The sequence below is a fragment of the Massilia sp. LMS1-1-1.1 genome (assembly GCF_040815535.1).
Classification (GTDB): domain Bacteria; phylum Pseudomonadota; class Gammaproteobacteria; order Burkholderiales; family Burkholderiaceae_D; genus Janthinobacterium; species Janthinobacterium aestuarii.
In genome coordinates, this window is sequence record NZ_JBFPNG010000001.1 from 919,085 (window position 1) to 942,821 (window position 23,737).

Consider the following 23,737-nt stretch of genomic DNA (forward strand, 5'->3'; position numbering starts at 1 on the left):
AAATTTTCCATCCATGCGCCCCGCGATGAAATCCTCATGTATGATCCACAACTTGAATTTGGTCCACCTTTCACCATTCACGGGGCGCTATGTCCGCACAAACAGATCCGAACAAGGAAACGGCCCAGGCCGATGCGGAACGCGCCGCCGATCTCAGCGAGTTGCTCGGCCATGTCAACACCAGCTGGGACAATGAACGACGCGCCCTGTCGCGCCAGCTGCACGACAGCCTCGGCTCGTCGCTGACGGCGCTGACCATGCACCTGTCGCTGCTGACGCAAAAAATGCCGCAGGAAGCGGCCCTGCTCGACCGAGCGGCGACCATGAAGCAATTGCTGCTCAATGTGATCGAGACCAACCGCCAGATGCAGATGAAGCTGTGGAACGACAAGCTCGAGTTTCTCGGCGTAAATGTGGCGCTGGGCGAGCTGGCCACGCAATTTGCCGAACAGCACAAGATCACCGTGCGCTGCAGCCTGCCCGAAGATGAACTGATTTGCCCGCGCAACGTGGGCGTGGCCCTACTGCGCACCCTGGAAGAAGCGCTCGGCAACATCGCCGCGCATGCGCAGGCAAGCGAAGTGGACATCATCATCGACGACAATGACGAAGCGCTGATGATGACCGTCAAGGATGACGGCGTGGGCTTGCCCGCCAGCGAACCCGTCGAAATGAGCAAGCACGGCCTGCGCTCCGTGCGCGAGCGCGTGCATTACCTCGGTGGCAGCCTGAGCCTGGCAGCCAATCCGCAAGGCGGCACGGCCCTGACCGTCGTCTTGCCGCGCGTTACCCCGAAAGAATAGTCTTTGCCAGGCCGCATCACGCCAGAACACTGCCGGAACGCCCCGCACAGCAGAACGATTCGACGACAGGAGACCGCATGCAAGGACTGATCCCCACCCTGCTGGCTGCGCTGCTGGCCATGGGCGCCGCCCAGGCCGCCGACAATACCGTGCCGCCGCCGGAAACCGTGGACAAGCTGGCCTGGCTGGCCGGCTGCTGGAACGTCGACGGCGCCGAGCCAGGTTCCGGAGAACAATGGAGCACGGCCGCTGGCGGCACCATTCTCGGCACCAGCCGCACCGTCAAGGGCGGCAAGACGACAGCGTTTGAATTCGTGCAGATCCGCCTCACCGACCCGGGGCAGCTGGCCTACATCGTGCAGCCGTCGGGCCAGCCGCCCGTGATCTTCAACCTGCTGCGCCAGGACAAGCCGAATGAATTCATCTTCGCCAACCTGGACAATGACTTTCCGAGCCGCATCATCTACCGCCACGACAGCGAGCGCATCTTGCACGCCAGCATTACCGGCACCTTGAAGGGCAAACTCACCACCATAGCCTTCCCCATGACGCGGGGCCGCTGCGAAGCGGCGCCAATTCCGCGCAGCAAATAAAAAAGGGCCTCGCGGCCCCTTTCTGCTCGGATATCAGCTTGCTTAATGTAGCTTGACCTGTGGCGTGCTGCGCTTGATCAGGAAACGGCCCATGGCCATGACGGCCGTGCGCACGCTGCCCAGCACGGCATTGTGGTGCATCAGGTGCAGGCTCACATACATCATGCGCGCGACAAAGCCTTCGACGAACCAGCTCAGGCCCTTCAGCGAACCCATCAGGGTCCCAACCGAGGTGGTGCGGCCAAACGACACGAGCGAACCGTAGTCCAGGTATTCGTAGGGCTTGGTTTGCGGCGGCCTGCCCTTCGCTTGCAGCAGGAATGTTTTGACCAGGTAATCGGCTTGCTGGTGGGCAGCCTGGGCACGCGGCGGCACCAGTTTGCCGTCCGGCCCCATACAGGCAGCGCAGTCGCCCAGCGCGAAAATATTTGCATGGCCCTGCACGTTGAGCATGCCCGTCACTTCCAGCTGGCCGGAACGGTTGGTCGGCAAGCCCAAGGTGGCGAGGAATTCCGGCGCGCGGATGCCGGCGGCCCACACGCAGATGTCGGCCGCATAGCTGGTGCCGCTGGCCACCGTCACCTTGTCGGCTTCGATCGTGGTGACGCGCGTATCGGTCACCACGGTGATGCCATGCTGGTGCAGCAGTTTCGAGGCGGCAATCGACACGCGCTCGGGCAGCGGCGCGAGGATGCGCGGCGCCCCTTCGAGCAGCGTGATGCGCACATCCTTGATGGCGTTGAGATTCTGAAAACCATACGCCGCATACACGCCGCTCGCTTCGCGCAATTCGGCCGCCAGCTCGACACCCGTGGCGCCGCCGCCGATGATGACGATGTCGACACCGGGATGGCCCGCGTCGCCCTGGCGCTGCTCGGCCATGGCCAGCAGTTTCAGCAGGGTCAAACGGAAACGTTCGGCGTCTTCCGTGGCATTGAGGGAAATCGTGTTTTCCTTGGCGCCAGGCACGCCGAAGTAATTCGACGTGCTGCCCACGGCCAGCACCAGCTGGTCGTAGCTGACAGTGCGCTGCGGCAAGAGCTGCTCGTCCTTGTCCGTGGCGATGGCGCCCACGGTGAGGCTGTTCGAGCCGGCGTCGAGCGCGATCAGCGGACCATAGACATAGGTAAAACCATTGTCATGCGCCAGCATCTGGTACGACAGGCCCTCTTGATGAATGTCCAGGGTGCCGGCCGCCACTTCATGCAGCGACGGCTTCCAGATGTGGTACAGGCGGCTGTCGACCAGGGTGACCTGGCCGGGGCCGAGCTTGCGGCTGAGTTTGCAGGCCAGCTCCAGGCCGCCCGCACCTCCCCCTACGATAACGATTTTACTATGCAAATATCCTCCTGCCTGTTAATCCTTGTGCCCGTTGCCGCGGCCATTGCCATTGCCATTGCCATGACCCTTGCCCGGCTTGTCATCATGCTTGTCGCGCTTGCCTTCATGCTTGTCGCGCTTGTCATCATGCTTGTAGTCGTGACGGCCGCGGTCGCCGTAATCGGGACGGCCATGGTCGCCATGCTGCTGGCGATAACGGGGCACATATTGGTTGTTATACCAACTATCTTGGACGAAATATACCTCTTGGTTGCAGGCATTATACTTGCGGCAGTGCTTGGACCAGTGCTTGGCATGGCCGGGCGGCACGCGCAGGTAGATCGGACGGGCCGAATAGTATTGCGGGCGCTGCACGATGACGGGCTGGGCATAGATCAGTTGCGGCGCGGGATAATCGCCGATATCGAGGCGTCCGTAAAAGCCTGGCTGGCCGACGGTAACGGAGACGCCGACCTGGGCGACGGCGGCGGTAGCTGCCGACAGCAAGGCGGCAGCAAGAATCAGGGTTTTCATGGTGACACTCCTTTTAGTTATGCCGTCATTGTAGACCTTGTGTGACCAACTGTTTGTTCGCAAGGACACATAAGGAACTCCGTGGCAATCTCACCACAGTTTGCCCAAGGGCACGACCAAGCCGCTGAACAACGACCAGTCCGGCGACGACGCCGTCAAGCCGCGCGCCATGCCGATGTCGATGGCCAGCCGTGGCGTGGGACTGTAGGTGGCGGCCAGCAGCAGCAGCGCCGTGGACGGCGCACCGCGCAGGCGCATGCCCGACACTTCGGCCGTGGCGCCCCAGTGCTCGCTGACGGGTGTGGAAAAGGAAGTCGCCCAGCCCGTTTGCACCCTGCCCGCGCCAGGGTCCGATGCCCCCAGGCGCGTGGCGTTCAGGTTGGCGTCCACGTGCACGGCGCTCAGGTCGCGGCTGAAAATACCGTTCAGCGACACGTCGCTCTTGCCGCTGCCGATGCTGTCCTTGGCCGTCGGCAACTTCCAGCCCAGTTCCAGGCCCAGCGCCGTGGCGCTGTCGAGCAAAAAGGCCCGCTTGAGCACGACCGTCGTGTCGCCCACGCCCGTTTCGCGCCGCCCCGTGTCATCGCGCGCACGCACAACACCCTCGCCTTCGAGCAGCATGCCCCATTCGGGCGTGAACGCCAGTTTGAACGTGTACGGCAGGCTGGCGCGGCGCGTGTCGTCCGTTTTCGACAGCAGGCCGCCGGCCTCGAATTCCAGCTGGCCCGGCACGGGCAGCTGGGCCGGACTGGCGACGGAAGGCCGGTAAGGCAGGACGGGATCGCCCTGCTGCGCCTGCGCCAGCGGCGCCAGGGACAGCAGCAAGGATAAGCAAAGCAAGCGGGAAGACGGCATGAAAGATCCGGAAGTGGCAAACGCGCAATAGCGACAGCCTACCACCGCCGCGCCGATTGCGCCCGGGCCCGCCGTTGTCAGGCCAGGCGCCGCACGTCCTGCCTGGCGGCCGGCGCTGATCGGCGCAGCGGTGTGACGTTGCTGACCGCCGGCACGGCCATCTGTTGCGCCTGGGCATGCAGACGGAATACGCCCACCAGTTCCGTCAAGGTCTGCGCCTGGTCTTGCAGCGATTCGGCGGCCGCGGCGGCCTCTTCCACGAGGGCCGCGTTTTGCTGCGTCACCTGGTCCATCTGCAGCACGGCCTGGTTGACTTGCTCGATGCCGGCGCTTTGCTCGGCGCTGGCGGCCGTGATTTCCTGCATGATGTCGGCCACCTGGCGCACGCTGGCGACCACCTCATCCATCGTCTTGCCCGCATCATGCACGAGTCTGGAACCGATTTCCACCTGCTCGACGGAGTCGCCGATCAGTGTCTTGATTTCCTTGGCGGCACTGGCAGAGCGTTGCGCCAGGTTGCGCACTTCGGCCGCGACGACGGCGAAACCGCGCCCCTCCTCGCCCGCCCTGGCCGCTTCCACGGCCGCGTTCAAGGCCAGGATATTCGTCTGGAAAGCGATGCTGTCGATGACACTGATGATGTCGACGATCTTGCGCGAAGACGCATTGATCGATTCCATCGTCTGCACCACCCGCCCCACCACGGCGCCGCCCTTGCCGGCCACGTCGGATGCGGCGCCGGCCAGCGCATTGGCCTGGCGCGCATTGTCCGCGTTCTGCCGCACGGCAGACGTCAGCTGCTCCATCGACGACGCCGTTTCTTCCAGCGAACTGGCCTGCTCTTCCGTGCGCGACGACAAGTCGAGGTTGCCCTGGGCGATTTCGCCGGAGGCCGTGTTGATGGTGTCCGTGCCCGAGCGCACCTGGCTGACGATGCCCACGAGCTTGTCGCGCATGGTTTTCATGGCGAACAGCAGGCTGGCGCTGTCGTGGCCGGCCGTGCGGATCTCGACGGTGAGGTCGCCCTCGGCGATGGCGCCGGCGATCTTGACGGCATACGCCGGTTCGCCGCCCAGTTGACGCGTCAGCCCGCGCGTGATCAGCGCCCCCAGCGCCAGGCCGGCCGCCACGCTGCCCAGCACGAGCGCTATCATGAAGCTGCGGCTGGCCTGGTACACGCCGGACGCCTGCTCGGAAGCGGCCTTGGCGCGCTCTTCCTTCTGCAGCGACAGTTTATCGAGCACGCCGTCGAGCTCGTCAGCATGGTGGCGCGTCTTGTTGAGCAGTTCGACCAGTTGCGCGCTGCGCTGCGCCAGCGGTTCGCCCGCCGCCAAGGTCAGCGCCTGCCGCATGGTGGCGACGTACTCGGCTTCAACGGCGGCGAAGCGGGCAAACAGCTCCTTGGCCGCCGGCGTGACGAACAGCGGCTGGGCCTTGGCAAGATAGGCCTTATTGGATTCGAGAAATTTCGTGATGTCGGCCTGACGCGTGGCGCGCTCCTCGGCGGTCGTGGCCAGCAAGAAATTACTGCGCGCGCGGCCCACCTTGATCAGGGCGATATTGGCTTCCTTGATGTATGACAGCCCCAGCAGCTCATTGTTGTACATCTGCCCCGCCATGGTATCGATCTTGCCCATGTTGAAAATGCCGATACCGGCCACGATGACACCCATCAGCGCGACGCAAAAGAAGGCCGCGAGCAGGCGCGTCCCCACTTTCATTTGATTCAACATGTTTCCTCCTAGGCAAGACGGTAGCCAATAATTCAAGCGTATGGCTTGAATATAAGGAAAAAACAGTCACTAAAATGCTCGGATTGTCACTAACCAACAATTCATTGATTTGCAGCAACATGCAAAACGGCTTGCCATGCTAGGCAAGCCGTTGCGATTGTCAGTGCCAGCTGACCAATTTAGTGGCCTGCGTGCCCACCCGGCTTGCGCACCGTCATCTCCACGCCGCTTTTTGTGGCCGGCTTGCCCGCGCCCTGGCCGCGCACCGGTGCCGGCACGGCGCCCGTCCATTCATGGGCCACGCTGCCGGCCGGATGCTTGTACCAGCCGGGGTCGCGGTAGTCGCCCGGCTTTTGATCCTTGCGCACCTTGACCGTGGTAAACATGCCTCCCATGCCGATGGCGCCGAACGGGCCATCTCCCGCCATCATCGGCAGGGTATTGTCGGGAATCGGCATCTGCATTTCGCCCATGTCGGCCATGCCCCGCTCGCCCATCACCATGTAGCCGGGCACGAGCTGGTTGATCTTCGCCGCCACGCCCTGGTGGTCGACGCCGATCATGGTCGGCACGTCATGCCCCATGGCATTCATCGTGTGGTGCGACTTGTGGCAATGGAAAGCCCAGTCGCCGAGGTCCGTGGCGGTAAACTCCACGGCGCGCATCTGGCCCACGGCAATATCGGTCGTCACTTCGGGCCAGCGCGATTCGGGGCGCGTCCAGCCGCCATCCGTGCCCGTCACCTCGAATTCGTGGCCATGCATGTGGATCGGGTGGTTCGTCATGGTCAGATTGCCCACGCGCACGCGCACCTTGTCGCCCTGGCGCACGACCATCGGGTCGATACCGGGGAAGACCCGGCTGTTGAAGGTGAACAAATTGAAATCCGTCATGGTCATGATCTTCGGCGTGTAGCTGCCCGGATCGATGTCGTAGTTGCTGAGCAAGAAGACGAAATCGCGGTCCACCTTCATGAAGTTCGGGTCTTTCGGGTGCGTGACCCAGAAACCCATCATACCCATGGCCATCTGCGTCATTTCATCGGCATGCGGGTGGTACATGAAGGTACCGGGCCGCTTGGCGACGAATTCATAGACGAAGGTTTTACCAGGGGCAATGCCCGGCTGGGTCAGGCCCGTGACGCCATCCATGCCGTTCGGCAAGCGCTGGCCATGCCAGTGCACGCTCGTGTGTTCCGGCAATTTATTGGTGACAAAGATGCGCACGCGGTCGCCCTCCACCACTTCGATGGTCGGCCCTGGCGACTGGCCGTTGTAGCCCCACAGGTTCGCTTGCATGCCGGGCGCCAGTTCGCGCACGACGGGTTCGGCCACCAGATGAAATTCCTTGACGTTGTTGTTCATGCGCCAGGGCAAGGACCAGCCGTTGAGGGTGACGACGGGATTGTACGGACGCCCGTTCGGCGGCGGTGGCGGGGCCTTGGTGTCAGCGCCAGCCATGCTGACGGCTTCCGGCAACGATGCCGCACCGACTCTGCTCACCGCTGCGGCACTCAGGGCGACGGCGCCCGCATTCATGAAAAAGTTTCTACGTGTAATCATCATTATTCCTTGTTGGCTGGGCCGCTGCCATTGATGGCTGACTGCAATTCGGTTTGCGCGATCCAGAAATCGCGCTGGGTTTCGATGGCGCTGTTGACGCTGGCGACCTGCTCGCGCGCGTCGGCCAGCAGCTCGAAGACGCTGGCCAGCATGCCGTTGTAGCGCAGCAATACTTCGTGCGAGATCGTCTTGCGCAGCGGCACGACTTCATCGCGGTAGTGGCGCGCCAGGTCGTAAGCCGTGCGGTAGCTCGAATACGCTTCGCGCACTTCCGAGCGGGCTTTGACAGCCGTGCCCGCCGTGCGCTGCAGCGACTGCTCGTACAGCGCTTGCGCCTTCGCATTGCGCGCCGAGCCCCAGTCGAACAGGGGCAATTCCAGCGACACTTCATAGCCGTTTTCGCGCGGCGCCTCGCTGCTGCTCTTGTTGGTGTAGCCCACGTCGAGCACATTGACGAAGCCCGTCACCTTGGACAAGCCCAGCGCATCGGCCGTCGCATGCGCGTCGAGTTTCGCTCTTTGCACATCGAGGCGCTGCTCCATCGCCTGCGCCTCGATATTGCCCGCGTCCGCCGCCTCGGCCGGCAAGTCGGGCAAGCGCGACGGTAAAGTAAAGCCGGTCTGCTTGCCCCACAGGCCCAGCAAGCGCGTCAGGTGCTCGCGCGTGGCCGTGGCCTGGTGGCGGGCGCGGGCCAGGTCGCCGACGGCATCCGCATAAAACACTTGCTGGCGCGCCTGGTCGAGGCGGCTCCAGTTGCCCGCCTGCTGCAAGCGCGTGGCCAGTTCGGCGCCCGCCTCGGCCGACAGCAGCGCGCGCTGCATGAACGCTTCCGTCTGCACGGCGGCCACGGCGTTGAAATAGGCACGGCGCGTGTCGGACGCCAGTTGCACGGCGCTGCTGGCGGCCTGCAACTTGGCTTGCTCGAAACGCCCCCGCTCGATGTTCACGCGCATCGGCATGGTCAGCAGGCCGGCCAGGTCGAAGCTGACGCCGCGGTCGATTTCATTGCCATGGCTACCGTGCGAGCGGCCGAACGACAGGCCGGGATTGCGCAAGCGCCCCGCTTGCACGAGGTCCGATTCGGACGCGCCCAGTTCGGCCAGCGCCACCTTCATGCCGTGGTTGTTCATCAGGGCGATGCGCACGGCGCTGTCGGCGTCCAGTGGCTGGGCCAGCAGGGTAGCCAATTTTTCCTCGCCGCCCTTGTCCGCCAGCGCCGCCGGGGCGCCCGTACGGGCGTCGGTCAGCGCGGACACCGTCTGCATGCCGCCATCCTGGCTGAAGCTGGCGCAGCCGCTGAGCAGCAGGACGGCCGCCAGGGCCAGCGGCGTGAGGCCATACGGGTTCTTGAAACGCGTCATGTCAGTGTCCTTCATGCTGGTGGTGCTGATGTTGCGGGGCAGGCTTGGCATCGGGCTTGGGGCTGGGCTGAGCCATCGGCATCTTGTGCCCTTCCATTTTGTGGCCATCCATCTTGTGACCATCCATTTTCATCATGCCCATGTGGCCGCCGGCCTTGCCGACTTTGTCGTTGACGGCGCGCCAGGTCTGGTCGGGCGTGGCCTCTTCCTCGGCGGCGGGACGGTAGCCGGCAAAGGCGGAGCGGTAGGTGGTGGCAGGCACGGATGCTTGCGCCTCTTGCGGGGCGGATTGGGACTGCGCTGCGGCAGCCAGCGGCAGCACAGCCAGCGCGAGGCTGAACAGGTGTTTCATGGTATTCCTTGAATGACAGGGTATGGCGCGGCGGGCGCGCGACTGGAACGCTGGCGCGGCCGGTGCAAGGCTCAGGATGCTGGGACGTGCGACGGCCGCACCGCCAGGTTCAACGGGCGGTCAGGCGGAGCGCGTGCTTCTCGGGGGACGTTCGGGACCAGGCGGGATATGCCCGGCGAACAGGGAGTCGGGCGCCAGCGCCGGAGGCGGCGCGCGCAGGGTCAAGGCGTGCAAGGCAGGCATGCCGGGCGGCGCCGTGGCACCCACGGTGCAAGCGCCATGGTTGCTGCAATCATGGCCGTGGTGCGTGGCGCCGCCATCGTCCATGGCCATTTTCATCGGCTGGTTCTGCATGTGCATGCCGGCCATGTCGCCCATGTCGTGGCACTGGGGCGCCTGCACTGCCTCGACGGCGACCGTGACCGTGACCGCCAGCTCATCCACGCAGCAGCTGCGCATGGCCGACGCAAAGCCCTGCAAGGGCAGCGTGACGGCTAGCAGCCAGAGCAGCGAGCGGGCGAGAAAGCGGAAAAAGGCACGGTTCATGGCACAACTATAAACCTTCCCACATGAGGAAGGTCAAGCCCCTATTTACGGACATAGCCGTGCGTCAGCCAGATGACGTAGGTGCCGTAGTAGCCCTGCCCTTCGAATATGACCTGACCATCGGCAAAAGAGACTGTCTCCACTTCATTGACGATGAAATACGCGCGGTTGTCTGCCGCCTCCACGTCGCCCCAGTAGCGTGGAACCTGACTCCGGTAGCCGCTGGCTCGCCCGATCGCGTCCATTAAATCGCTGATCATGAAGTCGTAAAGCATTTCGGCCAGCAGCTGCCGGTGGCCTGCCAGCATGGCCGTGATGTCGGGATAGCCCGCTTCCTTGAGCGCGGGCAAGTCGCTTTCTTCGTCCTGCAGGTCGTCCTCGCGGCAAGTCCGGATAAAACTGTTGAACGGCTCGTCGAGCAGGGGCGCCAGCGCCGCTTCCGGCACGCTCAGGCGGAACGGATGCAGCGGCAGCACGCTGTGCTGGCCATAGTTGAGTCCGCGGCAGCCGAGGAAGGCCAGCGGGTGCGGCTGTCCAGCGACTTCGCAGCGGATGCCAGGTGCTTGTTCAAACGTCATTCATCCACCCCTGCCATACGTTGTCCTCTTTGTATCTGATCAGGGCCACATGGTAAGCGCTGGCGGGCAAAGCGGACAGGCTCAGATGCAACAGAAAACAGCGGATCAGTTTCCTGTCAAGCAGGCTCCGTGATGCCCACGCAATTGCGGCCGTTTTCCTTGGCCACGTACAGCGCGGCATCGGCTGCCAGCAGCACGGCGTCCGCACCGCCCACCTTGCCCGCTTCCTGTTCCGACGACACGACGCCCAGCGAGACCGTGATGGCGCCCGCGCCGGGAATCACGGCGGCGGCCACCCTGGCGCGCAAACGCTCGGCCACCTGCAGGGCCGCGTCGAGGTCGGCGTCGGGCAGCAGCATGATGAATTCATCGCCGCCAGTACGGCACAGCACGTCGGCATCGCGCGAACAGGCGCGCATCAGCTGTGCCAGGCGCAGGATGACGTCGTCGCCCACGGCATGGCCCCACTGGTCGTTGACTTGCTTGAAATGGTCGATGTCGATGGCGATGACGGAAAACGGCCGCGCCTGCGCCTGCCAGACGTCGAGCGCCGCCGCCATGCCGCGCCGGTTCGACAGGCCCGTCAGCGGGTCTGTCTGCACGTCGGTCTTCAACTTGCCGATCTTGTTCTGCAACAACGCCAAGCCCTTCAGCAGGGCTTTCTTGATTTGCGCCGCCTCCACATACCAGGCACGGATACCGGCGATGTGCTCGGCCGTGCCGGGCGCATCCATGCGCCGCGCGCCGTCGGCCAGCTGCATCAGGGGGCGTGAAATCAGGCTGGCCAGCCACCAGATGAATGGCAGGCTCAGCAAGGCGATCGGCAGCGAATGCCATACCGTGTTGGCCATCAGCTGGTTCAGCGGGGCCAGGGTCATGGCCGTGGGACGCTGCGCCACGATGCCCCAGCCCGTCGACGGCATGACGGCGTAGCCGGCCAGCATGTCCACGCCCAGGCTGTTGCTCATGCGCCGGTTGCCGCCGCCCTGCTGCGCGACGATGGTGTCGATGACGTCATTCTTGCCGGCCAGGTCGCCCAGGCGCTCGGGGTCCGGGTGGTACAGCAGGCGCCGGTTCTGGTCCACCACGTACAGGTAGGAGCCGTCGCGGTAGTAATGCTGGCCCAGCATGGTGTACAGGATGTTTTTCTGTTTCAGGTAGATGCTGCCGCCCACATAACCGAGGTAGCGGCCATCCTTGCCAATGATGGGATGCGAAATGAAGACAACCAGGTTGCCGGCCGAGGAGACGTAGGGCTGCGTCACCAGCGGGCGCCGTTCGCGCAGCGCCTGCACGGCGCCGACGGAGTCGAGCGTGCGGTTTTTCAGGGCCAGCGTTTCCGGCGACACGCCCAGCACCTTGCCGTCCGCATCGACGATGAGCACGGAATTGAAGCTGTTCGTTTGCAAACGCAGGCGCTGCGCCTCATCCGTCAGCCACCCATCGTCGCCCATGCGCGATGGCAGGCTGCCGGCGCTGTAGGCCAGTTGCTGGCGCGCCGACTGCAGGAAATCCTCGGCCGTGCTGGCCAGCTTGCTCGCATACGCGTGGTTCGCTTCCAGGGTCGTATCGATCAGCAGCTGGCGCTGCACGCTGTAGCTGGCATAAAACGTATTGGCCAGAGACACGAGTGCGCTGGCAAAGGCCACGAGCACGATCAAACGGCGCAGATTCATGCGCAGAACAGGTTTAGTCCACATGGGGTCGGCAAGAAATTGGAAAGTATTGCGCTAAAGAAAGAGCGCATTATACCGAGAGGCCCGTGCCAATATTGAAATATTGGCATCCATGGTCAAAGAAAATGTACAAACGGCAACGCAGAACGCTGCCGCTTTGATCTGCATCAAGCGTGGATAGCGTGCTTGCGGACCCAGTCCACGTAGCGCTGCATCCAGCCCTGGAAGAAACCGAGGCTGGCCGGACCGATGCCACCATGTTCGTCAAACAGGCCATCCTTGGCCTGGATAAACATCTCGGGTTGGCCCAGCAGCGGCACGTCCAGGTAGGACAGCACATTGCGCAAATGCTGCTGCGCCAGGGCCGTGCCGGTGGCACCGACGGACACGCCGAGCACGGCACCCGGCTTGCCGCCCCACACGCTCTGGCCATACGGACGCGAACCGTGGTCGAGCGCGTTTTTCAGCACGCCGGGAATCGAGCGGTTGTATTCGGGAGTGAGGAAGAGCAAGGCTTGCGAGGCGGAAATGTCGGATTTGAGGCGCAGCACCTGCTCGGCCTGTGCCCCATCGTCATCCTGGTTGTACAGCGGCAAGTCGCCAATTTCGATGTGCTTGAAGGAAAATTCGGGCGGCGCCAGCTTGACGATGGCGTCGGCCAGCTTGCGGTTGAAGGAATCCTTGCGCAGGCTGCCGACGATGATAGCAACGTTATATTGGCTCATATATATCCCCGATGATGGTTAAAAAGAAGCCCCTTAGTGGAGTTCACACCGGGGCTATCTTGCCACACAATCATGGGTTTCGCGCTGTTTAGCGTGCGCCAGCCAATCCCTGGTATTCGCGGTAGTAGCGCCCGCCCAGGTTAGTCAATACCTCGTAGCCGATGGTATTGGCCATGGCCGCCACGGCGTCAACCGGGTGTTCGGCGCAGATCAGGTCGACCAGGCTGCCCGGCGCGACGCGTTCTTCGGCGATGGCGCTTACGTCAAGCGTGATGGAATCCATCGAGATGGCGCCGATCTGCGGCACTTTCACCCCGTCGACGATGGCCAGGCCCTGGTTGCTCATGCTGCGCAGCCAGCCATCGGCGTAACCGACGGAAACAGTGGCCACCTGGCGCGGCTCGCTGGCCGTGTAGCGGCGGCTGTAGCCCACGTGGTCGCCGGCAGCAATCGTGCGCGTCTGCAAGACCTTGCCTTGCAGACGCACCACGGAGCGCAGGGGATTCGGTTCGCCGCCCTGCGGCCCGATGCCGTACAGGGCCGCGCCCGGGCGCACCAGGTCAAAGTGGTAATCGGGCGACAAAAAGATACCCGAGGAATTGGCCAGGCTGGCGCGGTATTGCGGCAAACGGGCGCGGATGGCCGTGAAACGGGCCAGCTGCTCGCCATTCATCGGGTTGCTGCGCTCGTCGGCGCAAGCCAGGTGGCTCATGAGGTAGCGCACTTTGATGCCGTCGAGAAAGTGCGGATCCAGCAGCCAGGCGTCGATTTCCTGCGGCGACAAACCCATGCGCGACATGCCCGTGTCGACCTGCACATTCGCTTCCAAGGTTTGGCCCAGCGCCTTCGCATGCGCGCGCCAGCCAGCCACCTGCGGCTCGCTGTTGAGCACGGGAATCAGGCCATGGGCCGTGAATTCGCCTTCCGTGCCGACGGGCGGGCCGTGCAGCACAAAGATGTCGGCGTCCGGCCCCACGTGCGGGCGCAGACTGATACCCTCTTCCAGGTGCGCCACGAAGAAATGGCGGCAGCCTTCTTCATACAGGGCCGCGCCCACTTCTGCGGCGCCCAGGCCATACGCGTCGGATTTGACGACGGCCGAGCAGGCGGCCGGGTGCGCCTTGTCGCGCAGCAAGCGGTAGTTGGCGCGCACGGCGTCCAGGTCCACCGTCAGGATGGCGCCGCTACGTTCCTTCGGAGGCATGCTGGCCCCCATCTCAGGCCGCCGCGTGCTGCAGTTTGCCATGGCCCTGCGCGCCGCTGTAGCGGCTGACGGACAGGTCGTCGGCCAGGATGGCCGGCTTTTTCGACGACATCAGGTCGGCCAGCAACTGTGCCGAACCGCAGGACATGGTCCAGCCCAGGGTGCCGTGGCCCGTGTTCAGGAACAGGTTGCGCAGCGGCGTACGGCCGACGATAGGCGTGCCGTCCGGCGTCATCGGACGCAAGCCCGTCCAGAACGTGGCTTCCGCCGTATTGCCGCCGCCCGGGAACAGGTCGTTGACGACCATTTCCAGGGTTTCGCGGCGGCGCGGATTCAGGTTCAGGTTGTAGCCGGCGATTTCCGCCATGCCGCCCACGCGGATGCGGTCGTCGAAACGGGTCACGGCGATCTTGTAGGTTTCATCGAGGATGGTCGACACGGGCGCCTTGGCCGCGTTGACGATAGGCACGGTGATCGAATAGCCCTTCAATGGATATACGGGAATGTCCAGCAGCGGCTTCATGAAGCCCGTCGAATAGGAACCGAGCGCCACCACATAGGAATCGGCCTTGACGATTTCCGCGCCGCACTGCACGCCGGCGATTTCATCACCCTGCGTCAACAGCGCGTCGATCGATACGCCGTAACGGAACTTCACGCCCAGCGCCACGGCCATCTCGGACAGGCGCGTGGTAAACAGTTGGCAATCGCCCGTTTCATCGTTGGGCAAGCGCAGGCCGCCGAACAGCTTATCCTTGACCGCTTCCAGGGCCGGCTCGGCGCGCGACAGTTCGTTGCGCTGCAGTACTTCATACGGCACACCCGCGTCTTTCAACACTTCGATATCCTTGGCGGCATCGTTGTATTGCTTTTCGGTGCGGAACAATTGCATCGTGCCTTGCTGGCGGCCTTCATAGGTGATGCCCGCCTCGGCGCGCAGCACCTTGAAGCAGTCGCGGCTGTATTCGGCCAGGCGCACCATGCGTTCCTTGTTCACGGCATACGCGTCCGGTGTGCAATTACGCAACATCTGCCACATCCATTTGAGCTGGGCGGCGCTGCCGTCGAGCGAGATGGCCAGGGGCGCGTGGCGCTGCATCATCCACTTCACGGCTTTCAGGGGAATACCGGGCGCAGCCCATGGCGAAGCGTAGCCGGGCGAGATTTGCCCCGCATTCGCGAAGCTGGTTTCCAGTGCCGGGCCCGGCTGGCGGTCGATGACGGTCACCTCATGTCCTGCCTTGGCCAGATAGTAAGCACTGGTGACGCCGATGACGCCGCTACCCAGAATCACGATACGCATAGTTTCCTCATTATATTTTTTTAGGCTGACGCCAGATTAACCGCTATCATATTGGGAAAGAGCCAGTATTTGTTCACGTATAAATCGAGATATTCAGCAATAAATCATGAGAATCCTTAAAGAATCGGCACGTGGCCTCGACAAGCTGGATCGCCACATCCTGCGCATCCTGCAACAGGATGGCCGCATCTCGATGAAAGACCTCGGTGAACAGGTGGGACTGTCCATCACGCCCTGCATCGAGCGGGTCAAGCGCATGGAGCGCGACGGCGTCATCACGGGCTACCATGCCAAGGTGAACCCGGCCGCGCTGGGCGCCAAGCTGCTCGTCTTTGTAGAGATTACGCTCAATCAAAAGTCCGCGTCCGCCTTCGAGCAATTCCGCCGCGAAGTGCTGCAGATTCCTGAGGTGCAGGAATGCCACCTGGTGTCGGGCGACTTCGATTACCTGATCAAGGCGCGCATCCATGAAATGGCCGAGTACCGCAAGCTGCTGGGCGACATGCTGCTGCAGCTGCCCGGCGCCGCGCAATCGAAAAGCTATGTGGTGATGGAAGAAATCAAGGAAACCCTGGCGCTATCGACCGAGGTATTGCAGAGCCGGTAAAAGTACCGTCTGCCGGAACCAAAGGCATCGTTTTGTGCACCTTTGTATAATCTTGTAGCACATTGCCCGGTTCGCAAGCACACTCCTTTCCTGACATCACGCCCGTCCCCTCTGAGATTGGAAGCAGTGATGCACACTGGGAGTCCCTATGAACACATTGATCAAACTGGCAGCTTCCTGCCTCGCGGGCCTGGCCGTGGCCATGTGCACCGCCAGTGAATACAAGGTCAACCGCGCGCCGGACAATGGCGCCATCTATCAAAACATCAAGGTCGGCAAGACCACCCGCCTCGACCTCGACGCGGCCCTGGGCAACGCCACCGTCGTCAGCTTCGATCCCGGCTATGAAGTCTGGGTCTACAAGAACCAGCTGCAAGCGCCCAAGGTGACGCGGCTGATCCCCCTGCTCGGCGAAAAAGGCACGCGCGAAGTGGCCGTCATGTTCGACCAGGCCGGTATCGTCAGGAAATTCCGGATACACGAGCCGCGCAAGTAGGCGGCCGGTGCGCCGCGGCGCATGCCGCCACGCCTGCCAGCAACAGCATGGTGGCAGCTGCCTCGGCCAGCGTAGGCCAGCGCTGCTCCCACAAGTAGCCGTACAGCAAGGCAAACAGGAATTCAAAGACGATCATCTGCCCCATCAGGGTGAGCGGCAACACGCGGCTGGCATGGTTCCACAAGCCATTGCCGACGACGGAACACAGCAGCGCGACACCCATGACGACACCCGCAAACTGCAGCCAGGCCGTGCCGCCATGCGCGGCAGGTGCGGCAAGCGCGACGGGAATGGCCAGCAACAGCGCGGCAGCGCCCGTCACCACGCCCGTGAGCAAATTCCACTCCTGCGCCGAAACCGAGTGCAGCCGCCCCAGCCAGCGGCTGTTGCCGACCGCATACATCGTCCACGACAGCAGCGCCGCCAGCGCGCACAGCAGCCCCAGCAGGGACGCATGACGGGGGCTGGCCAGCGACTGCCAGCTGATGCAGGCCAGCCCGCCCGCGCTCAGCAGCAAAGAAGGGATCAGGCGCCGCAGCGGCACGGCATGCCGGTCGCGGCTGCCCACGAGCGTGACGACCAGCGGCAGCAAGCCGATCACCATCGACGTCATCGCCACGCCGCCCGTCTGCACGGCGCTGGCCAGCAGCACGTAATACACGATATTGCCTGTCAGGCTGAGCCAGACGAGCCCGCGCCATTCGCGCCAGCTCAAGGTGCGCAGCAGGCGCCGCCACGACGGTGCGACGAGCACGGCCGCGATCAGGCCATACGCCAGGTAGCGGCCCACGGACAGTTCCAGCGGCTGGAAAGCGGGGACCAGCGCGGGCGCCAGGAATACCAGCCCCCATAGCGCACCTGCGGCGATGCCGGCCAGCATGCCCAGCCGGCTCTTGTTTTCTTGATGCATGGTCAATCTCCTGAAAAGGAGATTGTGGCAAGTCTGCCGCGTCGATTCTTGGCGCCAGCTACTGCCTTGTTGACCGTTTCTCCCATTTATCGCGACATGCGCGCCGGTAGGCGGCAGGCGTAATATCCATGCTGTCGCGCATGGCGCGCGTCAATGCGCTCTGTTCGGAAAAGCCGGCCGCCAGCGCGATCTCGGCGAGGCTGGCGTCGCCGGCGGCAAGCAAGTCGCAGGCGCGTACTAAGCGCTGCTGCAACAGCCAGGCATGCGGGCTGGCATCCATTTCTTCACGAAACAGCGCGTGCAGGCGGCTGACGCTGAGATTCGCAAAGTGCGCCATCGACGCCGTCGACCACGGCAAGCCCGGTTCGGCCTGCACTCGGGCAAGCAGTGCCCCCAGGCGCGAACGGGGCTGCGGCTCTCCCAGCAACAAGGTATCGAGCAACAACGGCGTCCAGCCCGTGATGATGGCCGGCGTCAGCGCCCGCTGCTGCGCCATGACGCCCAGGTAATCCATCAGTTTGCGGGCGCCCGGCCCGATCGCCGTGCAGGGACCGTCCAGCAGGCGTTGCCAGCCGCTGTGCGCCACGGCGGCCGCGTCCACGTCGACAATGATGGAATGATTGGCCACCTGGCTATGCTGGACATGCCAGGCGTGCGCCGGAATCACGACGCCCAGCTGCGTATCGACTTTCCCCTGCCTGCCGTCGATTTCCAGCAATAGCTGTCCGCTGATGGGCAGCACCAGCTGCACGAAATCGTGGCGGTCCGGCGCGCCGATATCTGCATAGCTGCGAAAGCTGAGGCCGATGGCAGAGTGTGATGGACTGGACATGGCGAGACCGCCTGGGCGAAGGAGTCTTCATTTTATCAGTTCAGTGATCCCTTGCTGCTGCGCAGATGCGCGCGCCCGCCGCGTCCTCTTGCCCTACACTGGCGTTTTCTCCTCCGGTGCTTCCATGCAATTACCCGCAAGCCTCGCCCACATCTCGGCGCAACAAGACTGGCAACACACGACAGCGTATCCACCGCTCGGCTTCACCCCGTTTGCAGAAAGTGCACTGGGCAATGGCGACACGTTCGGCCTGTACTGGCCCATCGGCCGCGAAGCGAGCGAGCCCATCGTCGTCGAGACCTGGCACGACGAATGGCGCATCCAGCCGCACTTTTCCAGTCTGGCGGCGTTTCTGCAAGCCTACGCAGCAGCGGAAGACGAGTATGTCGGCACGCCATCGCTGGCCGACGACCCCGCCTCGCCGCGCGCCGCCTTCCTGGCCGCCAAGGAACAGATCGCGCAGCGCAATCCGGAGGCGGCCATCGCCTTGCTGGAAGCGGCGCTGGCCATCGTTCCCGAATATACGGAAGCCCTGGCCTTGCTGCACGGCCAGTACGTGCGCGCGGGAAGAACAGACGACGCCGTCAGGGTGGCCATCCAGGCCATCATCTCCCCGCCGTCATTTGGCGGCCCGCCCCTGAAAGCCCTGCAATGGCTGCGCACGCAACCGGTGCCGGAGGGGGAGCTTGACCCCATCTGGCGCGCCTGCGGGCAGTTGTCGTTCCACTTTGGCGGCAGCAAGGAAAATGGGGATTATCGCGTGCTGCTGGCCGCCATAGCCACCTACCTGGAGCAAGGCAACCATGTTTGCGCCTCGACCCTGATGCAAACCTACACCGAACTGATGAGCGCGGAAACCGTCTCTTTCCAGGAACGCTACGCCTTCGATCCAGCCGCCTTCATCGCGCGGCAAATCGCCGTCAGCGCGGGGCTGCCGCACGGAAGCCGGGATCCGGCCATGCTATGGTCAGGCGACCTGACCTAACTGCTGCCGGAACAGCTTGCGATACGCCGATGGCGACGTCTGCAAGTTCGCCCGGAAATGCTGGCGCAGCGACAGGGCCGTGCCGAAGCCGGCCTCTTGCGCCACGACGTCGATCGAGGCCGCGCTCTTTTCCAGCAAACCCTGCGCATGCGCCAGGCGCTGGTTCAGCAGCCACTGCTTGAACGACGTGCCCATGGCCTGGCGGAAGTGGCGCGTGAAATTGCGCCGGCTCATGGCGGCCTGTTCAGCCAGCGCGTCGATGCTGTGCGCCTGGCCCAGGCTCGCCGTCACGCTGGCGAGCACGTCGGCAAAGCGCCCTTCGCTGCCGGACACGGGCAGCGGACGCTCGATGAATTGCGCCTGCCCGCCCTGGCGGTGCGGCGCCACCAGCAGGCGGCGCGCCACCCGGTTCGCCACTTCGGCGCCCGCCAGCTGGCGCAGCAAATACAGGCAGCAATCGAGGCCGGCCGCCACGCCGGCCGACGTCAGCACGGCGCCATCGTCCACGTACAGCACTTCCCGGTCCACCTTGACCTTGGGATAGCGGGCCGCCAGCCGGTCCGCCATGCCCCAGTGCGTGGCCGCGCTCTTTCCATCCAACAAGCCCGCCTGCGCCAGGGGAAACGCGCCCAGGCACAGGCCCACCATGCGCGCGCCGCGCCGGCTGGCCGCCTGCAGCGCCGCGACCAGGGGCGCGGCCGCATCGCGGCAATCGTCGTGCCAGGCCGGCATGATGACGATATCAGCCCCGTCCAGTCCTTCCAGGCCGAACTCGGGCGTGATGCCGAAACCGGCCGCCGTGCGCAACGGTGTGGGATCGGCGGCGCACACGCGCACGTGGAAAGGCGGCAGATCGGCCTCGTCGGTCTGGGCGCCAAACACGAGGCAAGGCACGGACAGGTGAAACGGCGTCATGCCGTCGAAGGCGATCACGGCCACCGTCAACGGAGCGGCAAAGGCAAGAGAAGTAGTCATGGCCCGATTTTATCTTAGATAGGCCTTCGGGCCACTTTTTATTTACGCCCCGCAGCTTGAAAATGGCTGTATCGAGGAACTGTCTCCTCTTTCAACCACTCAAGGAGAACCCATGTCCAGCACCCCACGCCGCGCCCTGCTCGTCATCGACGTACAAAATGAATACTTCACGGGCGACATGCCCATCGAATATCCGTCCGTCGACATTTCCCTGCCCAACATCGTCCAGGCCATGGCCGCCGCGCGCGCCGCCGGTGTGCCCGTGATCGTCGTCCAGCACGACGCGCCGGAAGCCTCGCCCATCTTCGCCAAGGGCAGCGATGGCTGGCAATTGCATCCGCAAGTGGCCGCCTTTGCCGCCGACCACCGCATCAACAAGACCATGGGCAGCGCCTTTGCGGGCACGGACTTGCGCGCCTGGCTGGAAGGCCACGGCATCGACACCCTGAGCGTCATCGGCTACATGACGCACAACTGCGACGCGGCCACCATCTACCAGGCCGCGCACGATGGCTTGCAGGTGGAATTCCTGCAGGACGCCACCGGCACCCTGCCCTACGCCAATGCGGGCGGCACGGCCAGCGCCGAGGAAATCCACCGCGTCTTCAGCGCCGTGTTCCACTCGAATTTCGCCGCCGTCGCCAGCACGCAGGATTGGCTCAAGGCCGTAAGCGAAGGCAAGCCGCTGGAAATCGACAACATTTATCTGTCTAACCAGCGCGCGCGCAAGGCTGCGTCCGTCTGACGCGGTAACTAAAAGCGCCGGTGCCCGTCATCGGCGTCGCAGCGCCCGCTGAACTTGATCATGCCGTCGACCGTGATCACGCCGCTGCGGCGGTTGATCACCACGGTGGGACGGTTCAGGCTATTGAGCTGGAAACGGCCACGTATCTCGTCGTGGCCGACGACCAGATCCATCAGATCCCACCAGCCATTGTTGCTGTCGCCGTGGATCGGCGGCACCAGTTGTTTCGGCAAGCGGATCTGCGCCGCGCTGCCCTGCACGCTGACATTGACGGCCGTATCGAAATGACTCTTGCCTGTCTCCAGGGTGGATTTCTGCACGTACTTGTGCTTGTCGTAATCCCATTCCATGCCGGAATGGTTTTCCAGCGTGGTCTTCTCCGCCTCGCCGTAACACACGAGCTGGATATCCTCGCCACGCTGCGCCCGCTCCTGGCGCTCATACTGGCCCGCAGCTTCATATTGACCCGACTGTGCGGCAAAGGCCATGGCGATCAACAGGCTGGAAATGGCTGTCATGCGGGTCCTCCAATGCAGGGTGGGCAGGCCAAGGTTGCCTGATCGCCAAGCTTAGCACGGAAGGCAGGCTGTTTGCGCTGGCTCGCGAGCCAGCGTAGACAGGCTTGCCGATATAGTCTATCGATAATGCATCCACTTGGAATTCTGTACTGGCAAACTTCCATGCGCACATTGGAACATCAATTTTTTATCCGGATAGAAACTTTCTTGCGGTATTCTATTATTACCACAATGAACTAGGGATATGACATGGGCCGTCGCTCTGGATTGGAAGGTTTCATCCGTGCCACGAGCAGAGCTATCGCAGCTGCCGAGAGAGAGCAAGCAAGACAAGCACGAGGCGCAGCCACGATACGGCGGGCTCATGAACGCAACGAACGCATGGCTGCTGCGCAATCGATGCGCGATACAAAGGCGGCAGAAAAGCAGGCAAAGATCGACTATCTGGATTTGAGGCAACAGGAGGTCGCAGACAAGAATGAAGAGATTGAGGATTGCCTCGCTGGTTTGCGCGGCGTGCTGGCCCACACCCTTGATGTCGACGATACGATCAGTTTCGACAGTCTTCGGCCAACAGAAAAATTCGCCCCGTTTGAAATATCCCCTCGTCTGTACAGCACCTCCGCTCCGGAGGAAGTTCTGCACCACCCGCCTCCTTCATGGTCAGCATTCATGCCCCATGTAGCGAAACGCCATGAACTTAAAATAAAAAATTCAACAGAAAACTATCACCGGCAGTTAATCGCTTTCAGCATCGAGGAAATCGCCAAACAATTTTTCAAAGATCAAGAACGTCGCGAATACGATGCGCGAAAAGCGGCCTTCCATGCCGGCCAAGCCGAAAGGAACAGTGCAATTGATCAGTTCAAGGCGGAATATTTCTCGCACGACTGCGATGCCGTGGTCACCTATTGCGACATGGTGCTATCCAGATCAGAATACCCACTGAACGACTTCCCCCAGGAATTTCGCGTCGCCTATGACGCTTTGAATGGCACACTGGCTGTCGAATATGAGTTGCCCTTGATTTCCATCGTGCCCACGACAAGCGAATTTCGCTACGTCAAAAGCAAGGACAGCATCGAATCAAAGATCCGCAAGCCATCGGAAATTCAGGATATTTACCGGCAGCTGATCGCTGAAATCGCCCTGCGCACCATGCATGAACTGTTTGAGGCGGATCAGGCATCGGCAATCAAAGTACTCGCCTTTACGGGAATCATTGATACCCATGACCCCGCAACGGGCCATGACATCCGCGTGCCCGTCATTTCAGTGCGTACGGCGCGTGACACGTTTCTTGCCATAAATTTGCAGCGGGCGGATCCCGTTGCATGCCTGCGCACCTTGGGCGCCCATGTTTCACCCCGTCCCGAGGAACTGCTCGCGGTCAAACCTATCATCGAATTCAACATGGTCGACAAGCGCTTCATTGTGCAGGGCAATTCCTTGAACGAGTTGGAAAACCGCTCCAACTTGCTCGAACTAAGCCCATCGCAATTTGAAGACCTGGTCGCCAATTTGTTCAGCAAAATGGGACTCGAAACCAAACTCACCCGCGGTTCGCGCGACGGTGGTGTAGACGCCGTGGCATTTGATATCCGTCCTGTGTTGGGTGGCAAGGTGGTCATCCAGGCCAAACGATATAAGGATGCGGTTGGCGTGAGCGCCGTTCGCGATTTGTACGGAATCATGCTGAATGAAGGTGCGAACAAAGGCATATTGGTTACGACCAGCCGCTATGGACCCGATGCCTATGTTTTTTCATCTGATAAGCCGATCGAACTGATAGACGGCTCAGCCTTGCTGTACCTGTTGCGCGAGCACGCCGATGTGCATGCCAGGATTGTCCCGCTGAGCTAAGTTGCAACTTTACTTGGCCGTTCACCGCGCCTGCAGAACTGCCACATGCAGGAGTGGGCGCGTATGATGCGTCCACGACAAGTTTCACCATCAACGATGCGAAAAATCATACTCCTGAGCTTGAGTGCTCTTGCTATTTTCCTCCTGGCCACCGCCGCCCTGGTGCTGGCGGGACTCAACGACAAGGAAGCCCCCGCCGACGTCATCGTCGTGCCGGGCAACACCATCATGCCGGACGGCACGCCCAGCCCGCGCCTGCAGGCGCGGCTCGACGCGGCTGTGAAACAGTTCCGGGAACACAGGGCGCCGCGCATCCTCGTCAGCGGGGCGACGGGCAAGGAAGGGTTCGACGAGGCCGCGTCCATGGCCCGCTACCTGCAGTCGCGCGGCGTGCCTGCCGGCGCCATTATTGAAGATAATCAAGGCTGGACGACGGACGCCACGGCGCGCAACGCAGCGCTTCTCATGCACCAGCACGGCTGGCAGATAGCCATGGTCGCCACGCAATATTTCCACGTGCCCCGCTTCCGCCTGGCGTTGCAACGGGCCGGCATCAGCGTCAGCGGCAACGTGCACGCGCCCTACTTCGAGCTGCGCGACCTGTATTCCGTGCCGCGCGAAACGGTGGGCTATGTCGTGTATTTCATGCGCCATTGATCCT

Annotated in this window: 25 protein-coding genes; 8 read left to right on the forward strand and 17 right to left on the reverse strand. The window is 62.9% G+C overall.

Features of this window, described 5'->3' with window-relative positions; genetic code table 11:
- Positions 1–89: 89 nt before the first annotated feature.
- Positions 90–803: a sensor histidine kinase gene (locus MRBLMS1_RS04210; protein WP_485878012.1), complete on the forward strand. Its 714-nt coding sequence runs from the start codon at positions 90–92 to the stop codon at positions 801–803.
- A 77-nt stretch (positions 804–880) separates the two neighbouring features.
- The gene (locus tag MRBLMS1_RS04215; protein WP_485878014.1) at positions 881–1,396 is read left to right on the forward strand and encodes a DUF6265 family protein; all 516 of its coding nucleotides are present in this window, start codon (positions 881–883) and stop codon (positions 1,394–1,396) included.
- Positions 1,397–1,438: 42 nt separating this feature from the next.
- On the opposite strand, the gene MRBLMS1_RS04220 is transcribed toward MRBLMS1_RS04215, so the two are convergent.
- The 13 genes from MRBLMS1_RS04220 to MRBLMS1_RS04280 all read right to left on the reverse strand — a co-directional run bounded on the left by MRBLMS1_RS04220 (position 1,439) and on the right by MRBLMS1_RS04280 (position 15,145).
- Positions 1,439–2,737, reverse strand: coding sequence for an NAD(P)/FAD-dependent oxidoreductase (locus tag MRBLMS1_RS04220; RefSeq protein ID WP_485878016.1), 1,299 nt, complete (start codon positions 2,735–2,737; stop codon positions 1,439–1,441).
- A gap of 15 nt (positions 2,738–2,752) precedes the next feature.
- The gene (locus MRBLMS1_RS04225) at positions 2,753–3,250 is read right to left on the reverse strand and encodes a hypothetical protein (protein ID WP_485878018.1); all 498 of its coding nucleotides are present in this window, start codon (positions 3,248–3,250) and stop codon (positions 2,753–2,755) included.
- Between the two features lie 90 nt (positions 3,251–3,340).
- A complete protein-coding gene (locus tag MRBLMS1_RS04230) occupies positions 3,341–4,105 on the reverse strand; it encodes a transporter (RefSeq protein ID WP_485878019.1) in 765 nt (254 codons plus the stop codon).
- Between the two features lie 77 nt (positions 4,106–4,182).
- Positions 4,183–5,838, reverse strand: coding sequence for a methyl-accepting chemotaxis protein (locus MRBLMS1_RS04235; protein ID WP_485878020.1), 1,656 nt, complete (start codon positions 5,836–5,838; stop codon positions 4,183–4,185).
- A 179-nt stretch (positions 5,839–6,017) separates the two neighbouring features.
- Positions 6,018–7,400: a multicopper oxidase family protein gene (locus MRBLMS1_RS04240; RefSeq protein ID WP_485878022.1), complete on the reverse strand. Its 1,383-nt coding sequence runs from the start codon at positions 7,398–7,400 to the stop codon at positions 6,018–6,020.
- Between the two features lie 2 nt (positions 7,401–7,402).
- Entirely contained in the window at positions 7,403–8,761 is a 1,359-nt protein-coding gene (locus MRBLMS1_RS04245) for a TolC family protein (RefSeq protein WP_485878024.1), read from the reverse strand.
- Between the two features lies 1 nt (position 8,762).
- Positions 8,763–9,113, reverse strand: coding sequence for a hypothetical protein (locus MRBLMS1_RS04250; RefSeq protein ID WP_485878026.1), 351 nt, complete (start codon positions 9,111–9,113; stop codon positions 8,763–8,765).
- Positions 9,114–9,233: 120 nt separating this feature from the next.
- Complete coding sequence (locus MRBLMS1_RS04255; RefSeq protein ID WP_485878028.1) at positions 9,234–9,659, reverse strand: hypothetical protein; 426 nt, start codon at positions 9,657–9,659, stop codon at positions 9,234–9,236.
- Between the two features lie 41 nt (positions 9,660–9,700).
- On the reverse strand, positions 9,701–10,237 hold the full coding sequence (locus MRBLMS1_RS04260) for a hypothetical protein (protein WP_485878029.1): 537 nt from the start codon (positions 10,235–10,237) through the stop codon (positions 9,701–9,703).
- A gap of 116 nt (positions 10,238–10,353) precedes the next feature.
- The gene (locus MRBLMS1_RS04265; RefSeq protein WP_485878031.1) at positions 10,354–11,937 is read right to left on the reverse strand and encodes a sensor domain-containing diguanylate cyclase; all 1,584 of its coding nucleotides are present in this window, start codon (positions 11,935–11,937) and stop codon (positions 10,354–10,356) included.
- 143 nt (positions 11,938–12,080) lie between these two features.
- Positions 12,081–12,638 (reverse strand): NADPH-dependent FMN reductase, encoded by a 558-nt coding sequence (locus MRBLMS1_RS04270; RefSeq protein ID WP_034754982.1) that lies wholly within the window; start codon positions 12,636–12,638, stop codon positions 12,081–12,083.
- 88 nt (positions 12,639–12,726) lie between these two features.
- Positions 12,727–13,842: an alanine racemase gene (gene alr / locus MRBLMS1_RS04275; protein ID WP_485878034.1), complete on the reverse strand. Its 1,116-nt coding sequence runs from the start codon at positions 13,840–13,842 to the stop codon at positions 12,727–12,729.
- A gap of 13 nt (positions 13,843–13,855) precedes the next feature.
- Positions 13,856–15,145 (reverse strand): D-amino acid dehydrogenase, encoded by a 1,290-nt coding sequence (locus MRBLMS1_RS04280; RefSeq protein WP_485878036.1) that lies wholly within the window; start codon positions 15,143–15,145, stop codon positions 13,856–13,858.
- A gap of 106 nt (positions 15,146–15,251) precedes the next feature.
- Between MRBLMS1_RS04280 and MRBLMS1_RS04285 the strand changes: the two genes are divergently transcribed.
- Together MRBLMS1_RS04285 and MRBLMS1_RS04290 are read left to right on the forward strand one after the other, a co-directional pair.
- Positions 15,252–15,752, forward strand: a complete 501-nt coding sequence (locus MRBLMS1_RS04285; RefSeq protein ID WP_353656458.1) for an Lrp/AsnC ligand binding domain-containing protein — start codon at positions 15,252–15,254, stop codon at positions 15,750–15,752.
- Positions 15,753–15,900: 148 nt separating this feature from the next.
- Positions 15,901–16,248: a hypothetical protein gene (locus MRBLMS1_RS04290; RefSeq protein ID WP_034754978.1), complete on the forward strand. Its 348-nt coding sequence runs from the start codon at positions 15,901–15,903 to the stop codon at positions 16,246–16,248.
- Here the strand turns inward: MRBLMS1_RS04290 and MRBLMS1_RS04295 are convergent.
- Positions 16,214–17,158: a DMT family transporter gene (locus MRBLMS1_RS04295; RefSeq protein WP_485878038.1), complete on the reverse strand. Its 945-nt coding sequence runs from the start codon at positions 17,156–17,158 to the stop codon at positions 16,214–16,216. The genes MRBLMS1_RS04290 and MRBLMS1_RS04295 overlap by 35 nt on opposite strands.
- 58 nt (positions 17,159–17,216) lie before the next feature.
- Positions 17,217–17,990, reverse strand: coding sequence for a helix-turn-helix transcriptional regulator (locus tag MRBLMS1_RS04300; protein WP_485878040.1), 774 nt, complete (start codon positions 17,988–17,990; stop codon positions 17,217–17,219).
- A gap of 124 nt (positions 17,991–18,114) precedes the next feature.
- On the opposite strand from MRBLMS1_RS04300, the gene MRBLMS1_RS04305 reads away from it, so the two are divergent.
- A complete protein-coding gene (locus tag MRBLMS1_RS04305; protein ID WP_485878041.1) occupies positions 18,115–18,975 on the forward strand; it encodes a tetratricopeptide repeat protein in 861 nt (286 codons plus the stop codon).
- Here MRBLMS1_RS04305 and MRBLMS1_RS04310 read toward each other — a convergent pair.
- Positions 18,958–19,920: a GlxA family transcriptional regulator gene (locus tag MRBLMS1_RS04310; RefSeq protein WP_456150990.1), complete on the reverse strand. Its 963-nt coding sequence runs from the start codon at positions 19,918–19,920 to the stop codon at positions 18,958–18,960. The two genes, MRBLMS1_RS04305 and MRBLMS1_RS04310, sit on opposite strands and share 18 nt — an antisense overlap.
- A 142-nt stretch (positions 19,921–20,062) precedes the next feature.
- Between MRBLMS1_RS04310 and MRBLMS1_RS04315 the strand changes: the two genes are divergently transcribed.
- On the forward strand, positions 20,063–20,695 hold the full coding sequence (locus MRBLMS1_RS04315; RefSeq protein ID WP_485878042.1) for a cysteine hydrolase family protein: 633 nt from the start codon (positions 20,063–20,065) through the stop codon (positions 20,693–20,695).
- Positions 20,696–20,703: 8 nt separating this feature from the next.
- Here the strand turns inward: MRBLMS1_RS04315 and MRBLMS1_RS04320 are convergent, their stop codons facing one another.
- Positions 20,704–21,213, reverse strand: coding sequence for a hypothetical protein (locus MRBLMS1_RS04320; RefSeq protein ID WP_456150359.1), 510 nt, complete (start codon positions 21,211–21,213; stop codon positions 20,704–20,706).
- 249 nt (positions 21,214–21,462) lie between these two features.
- Between MRBLMS1_RS04320 and MRBLMS1_RS04325 the strand changes: the two genes are divergently transcribed.
- Positions 21,463–23,076, forward strand: coding sequence for a restriction endonuclease (locus tag MRBLMS1_RS04325; protein ID WP_485878043.1), 1,614 nt, complete (start codon positions 21,463–21,465; stop codon positions 23,074–23,076).
- Positions 23,077–23,196: 120 nt separating this feature from the next.
- Positions 23,197–23,733, forward strand: coding sequence for a YdcF family protein (locus MRBLMS1_RS04330; RefSeq protein WP_485878045.1), 537 nt, complete (start codon positions 23,197–23,199; stop codon positions 23,731–23,733).
- Positions 23,734–23,737 lie beyond the last annotated feature (4 nt).

Excerpts from the sequence above, each read along its gene's own strand:
- MRBLMS1_RS04260 (WP_485878029.1), bottom strand. The coding sequence starts at position 10,237 with ATGACGTTTGAACAAGCACCTGGCATCCGCTGCGAAGTCGCTGGACAG.
- MRBLMS1_RS04210 (WP_485878012.1), top strand. The coding sequence starts at position 90 with ATGTCCGCACAAACAGATCCGAACAAGGAAACGGCCCAGGCCGATGCG.
- MRBLMS1_RS04320 (WP_456150359.1), bottom strand. The coding sequence starts at position 21,213 with ATGACAGCCATTTCCAGCCTGTTGATCGCCATGGCCTTTGCCGCACAG.
- MRBLMS1_RS04245 (WP_485878024.1), bottom strand. The coding sequence starts at position 8,761 with ATGACGCGTTTCAAGAACCCGTATGGCCTCACGCCGCTGGCCCTGGCG.
- MRBLMS1_RS04235 (WP_485878020.1), bottom strand. The coding sequence starts at position 5,838 with ATGTTGAATCAAATGAAAGTGGGGACGCGCCTGCTCGCGGCCTTCTTT.
- MRBLMS1_RS04315 (WP_485878042.1), top strand. The coding sequence starts at position 20,063 with ATGTCCAGCACCCCACGCCGCGCCCTGCTCGTCATCGACGTACAAAAT.
- MRBLMS1_RS04250 (WP_485878026.1), bottom strand. The coding sequence starts at position 9,113 with ATGAAACACCTGTTCAGCCTCGCGCTGGCTGTGCTGCCGCTGGCTGCC.
- MRBLMS1_RS04305 (WP_485878041.1), top strand. The coding sequence starts at position 18,115 with ATGCAATTACCCGCAAGCCTCGCCCACATCTCGGCGCAACAAGACTGG.
- MRBLMS1_RS04215 (WP_485878014.1), top strand. The coding sequence starts at position 881 with ATGCAAGGACTGATCCCCACCCTGCTGGCTGCGCTGCTGGCCATGGGC.
- MRBLMS1_RS04325 (WP_485878043.1), top strand. The coding sequence starts at position 21,463 with ATGGGCCGTCGCTCTGGATTGGAAGGTTTCATCCGTGCCACGAGCAGA.
- MRBLMS1_RS04295 (WP_485878038.1), bottom strand. The coding sequence starts at position 17,158 with ATGCATCAAGAAAACAAGAGCCGGCTGGGCATGCTGGCCGGCATCGCC.
- MRBLMS1_RS04280 (WP_485878036.1), bottom strand. The coding sequence starts at position 15,145 with ATGCGTATCGTGATTCTGGGTAGCGGCGTCATCGGCGTCACCAGTGCT.
- MRBLMS1_RS04225 (WP_485878018.1), bottom strand. The coding sequence starts at position 3,250 with ATGAAAACCCTGATTCTTGCTGCCGCCTTGCTGTCGGCAGCTACCGCC.
- MRBLMS1_RS04300 (WP_485878040.1), bottom strand. The coding sequence starts at position 17,990 with ATGTCCAGTCCATCACACTCTGCCATCGGCCTCAGCTTTCGCAGCTAT.
- MRBLMS1_RS04290 (WP_034754978.1), top strand. The coding sequence starts at position 15,901 with ATGAACACATTGATCAAACTGGCAGCTTCCTGCCTCGCGGGCCTGGCC.
- MRBLMS1_RS04270 (WP_034754982.1), bottom strand. The coding sequence starts at position 12,638 with ATGAGCCAATATAACGTTGCTATCATCGTCGGCAGCCTGCGCAAGGAT.
- alr (WP_485878034.1), bottom strand. The coding sequence starts at position 13,842 with ATGCCTCCGAAGGAACGTAGCGGCGCCATCCTGACGGTGGACCTGGAC.
- MRBLMS1_RS04240 (WP_485878022.1), bottom strand. The coding sequence starts at position 7,400 with ATGATTACACGTAGAAACTTTTTCATGAATGCGGGCGCCGTCGCCCTG.
- MRBLMS1_RS04255 (WP_485878028.1), bottom strand. The coding sequence starts at position 9,659 with ATGAACCGTGCCTTTTTCCGCTTTCTCGCCCGCTCGCTGCTCTGGCTG.
- MRBLMS1_RS04285 (WP_353656458.1), top strand. The coding sequence starts at position 15,252 with ATGAGAATCCTTAAAGAATCGGCACGTGGCCTCGACAAGCTGGATCGC.
- MRBLMS1_RS04265 (WP_485878031.1), bottom strand. The coding sequence starts at position 11,937 with ATGTGGACTAAACCTGTTCTGCGCATGAATCTGCGCCGTTTGATCGTG.
- MRBLMS1_RS04230 (WP_485878019.1), bottom strand. The coding sequence starts at position 4,105 with ATGCCGTCTTCCCGCTTGCTTTGCTTATCCTTGCTGCTGTCCCTGGCG.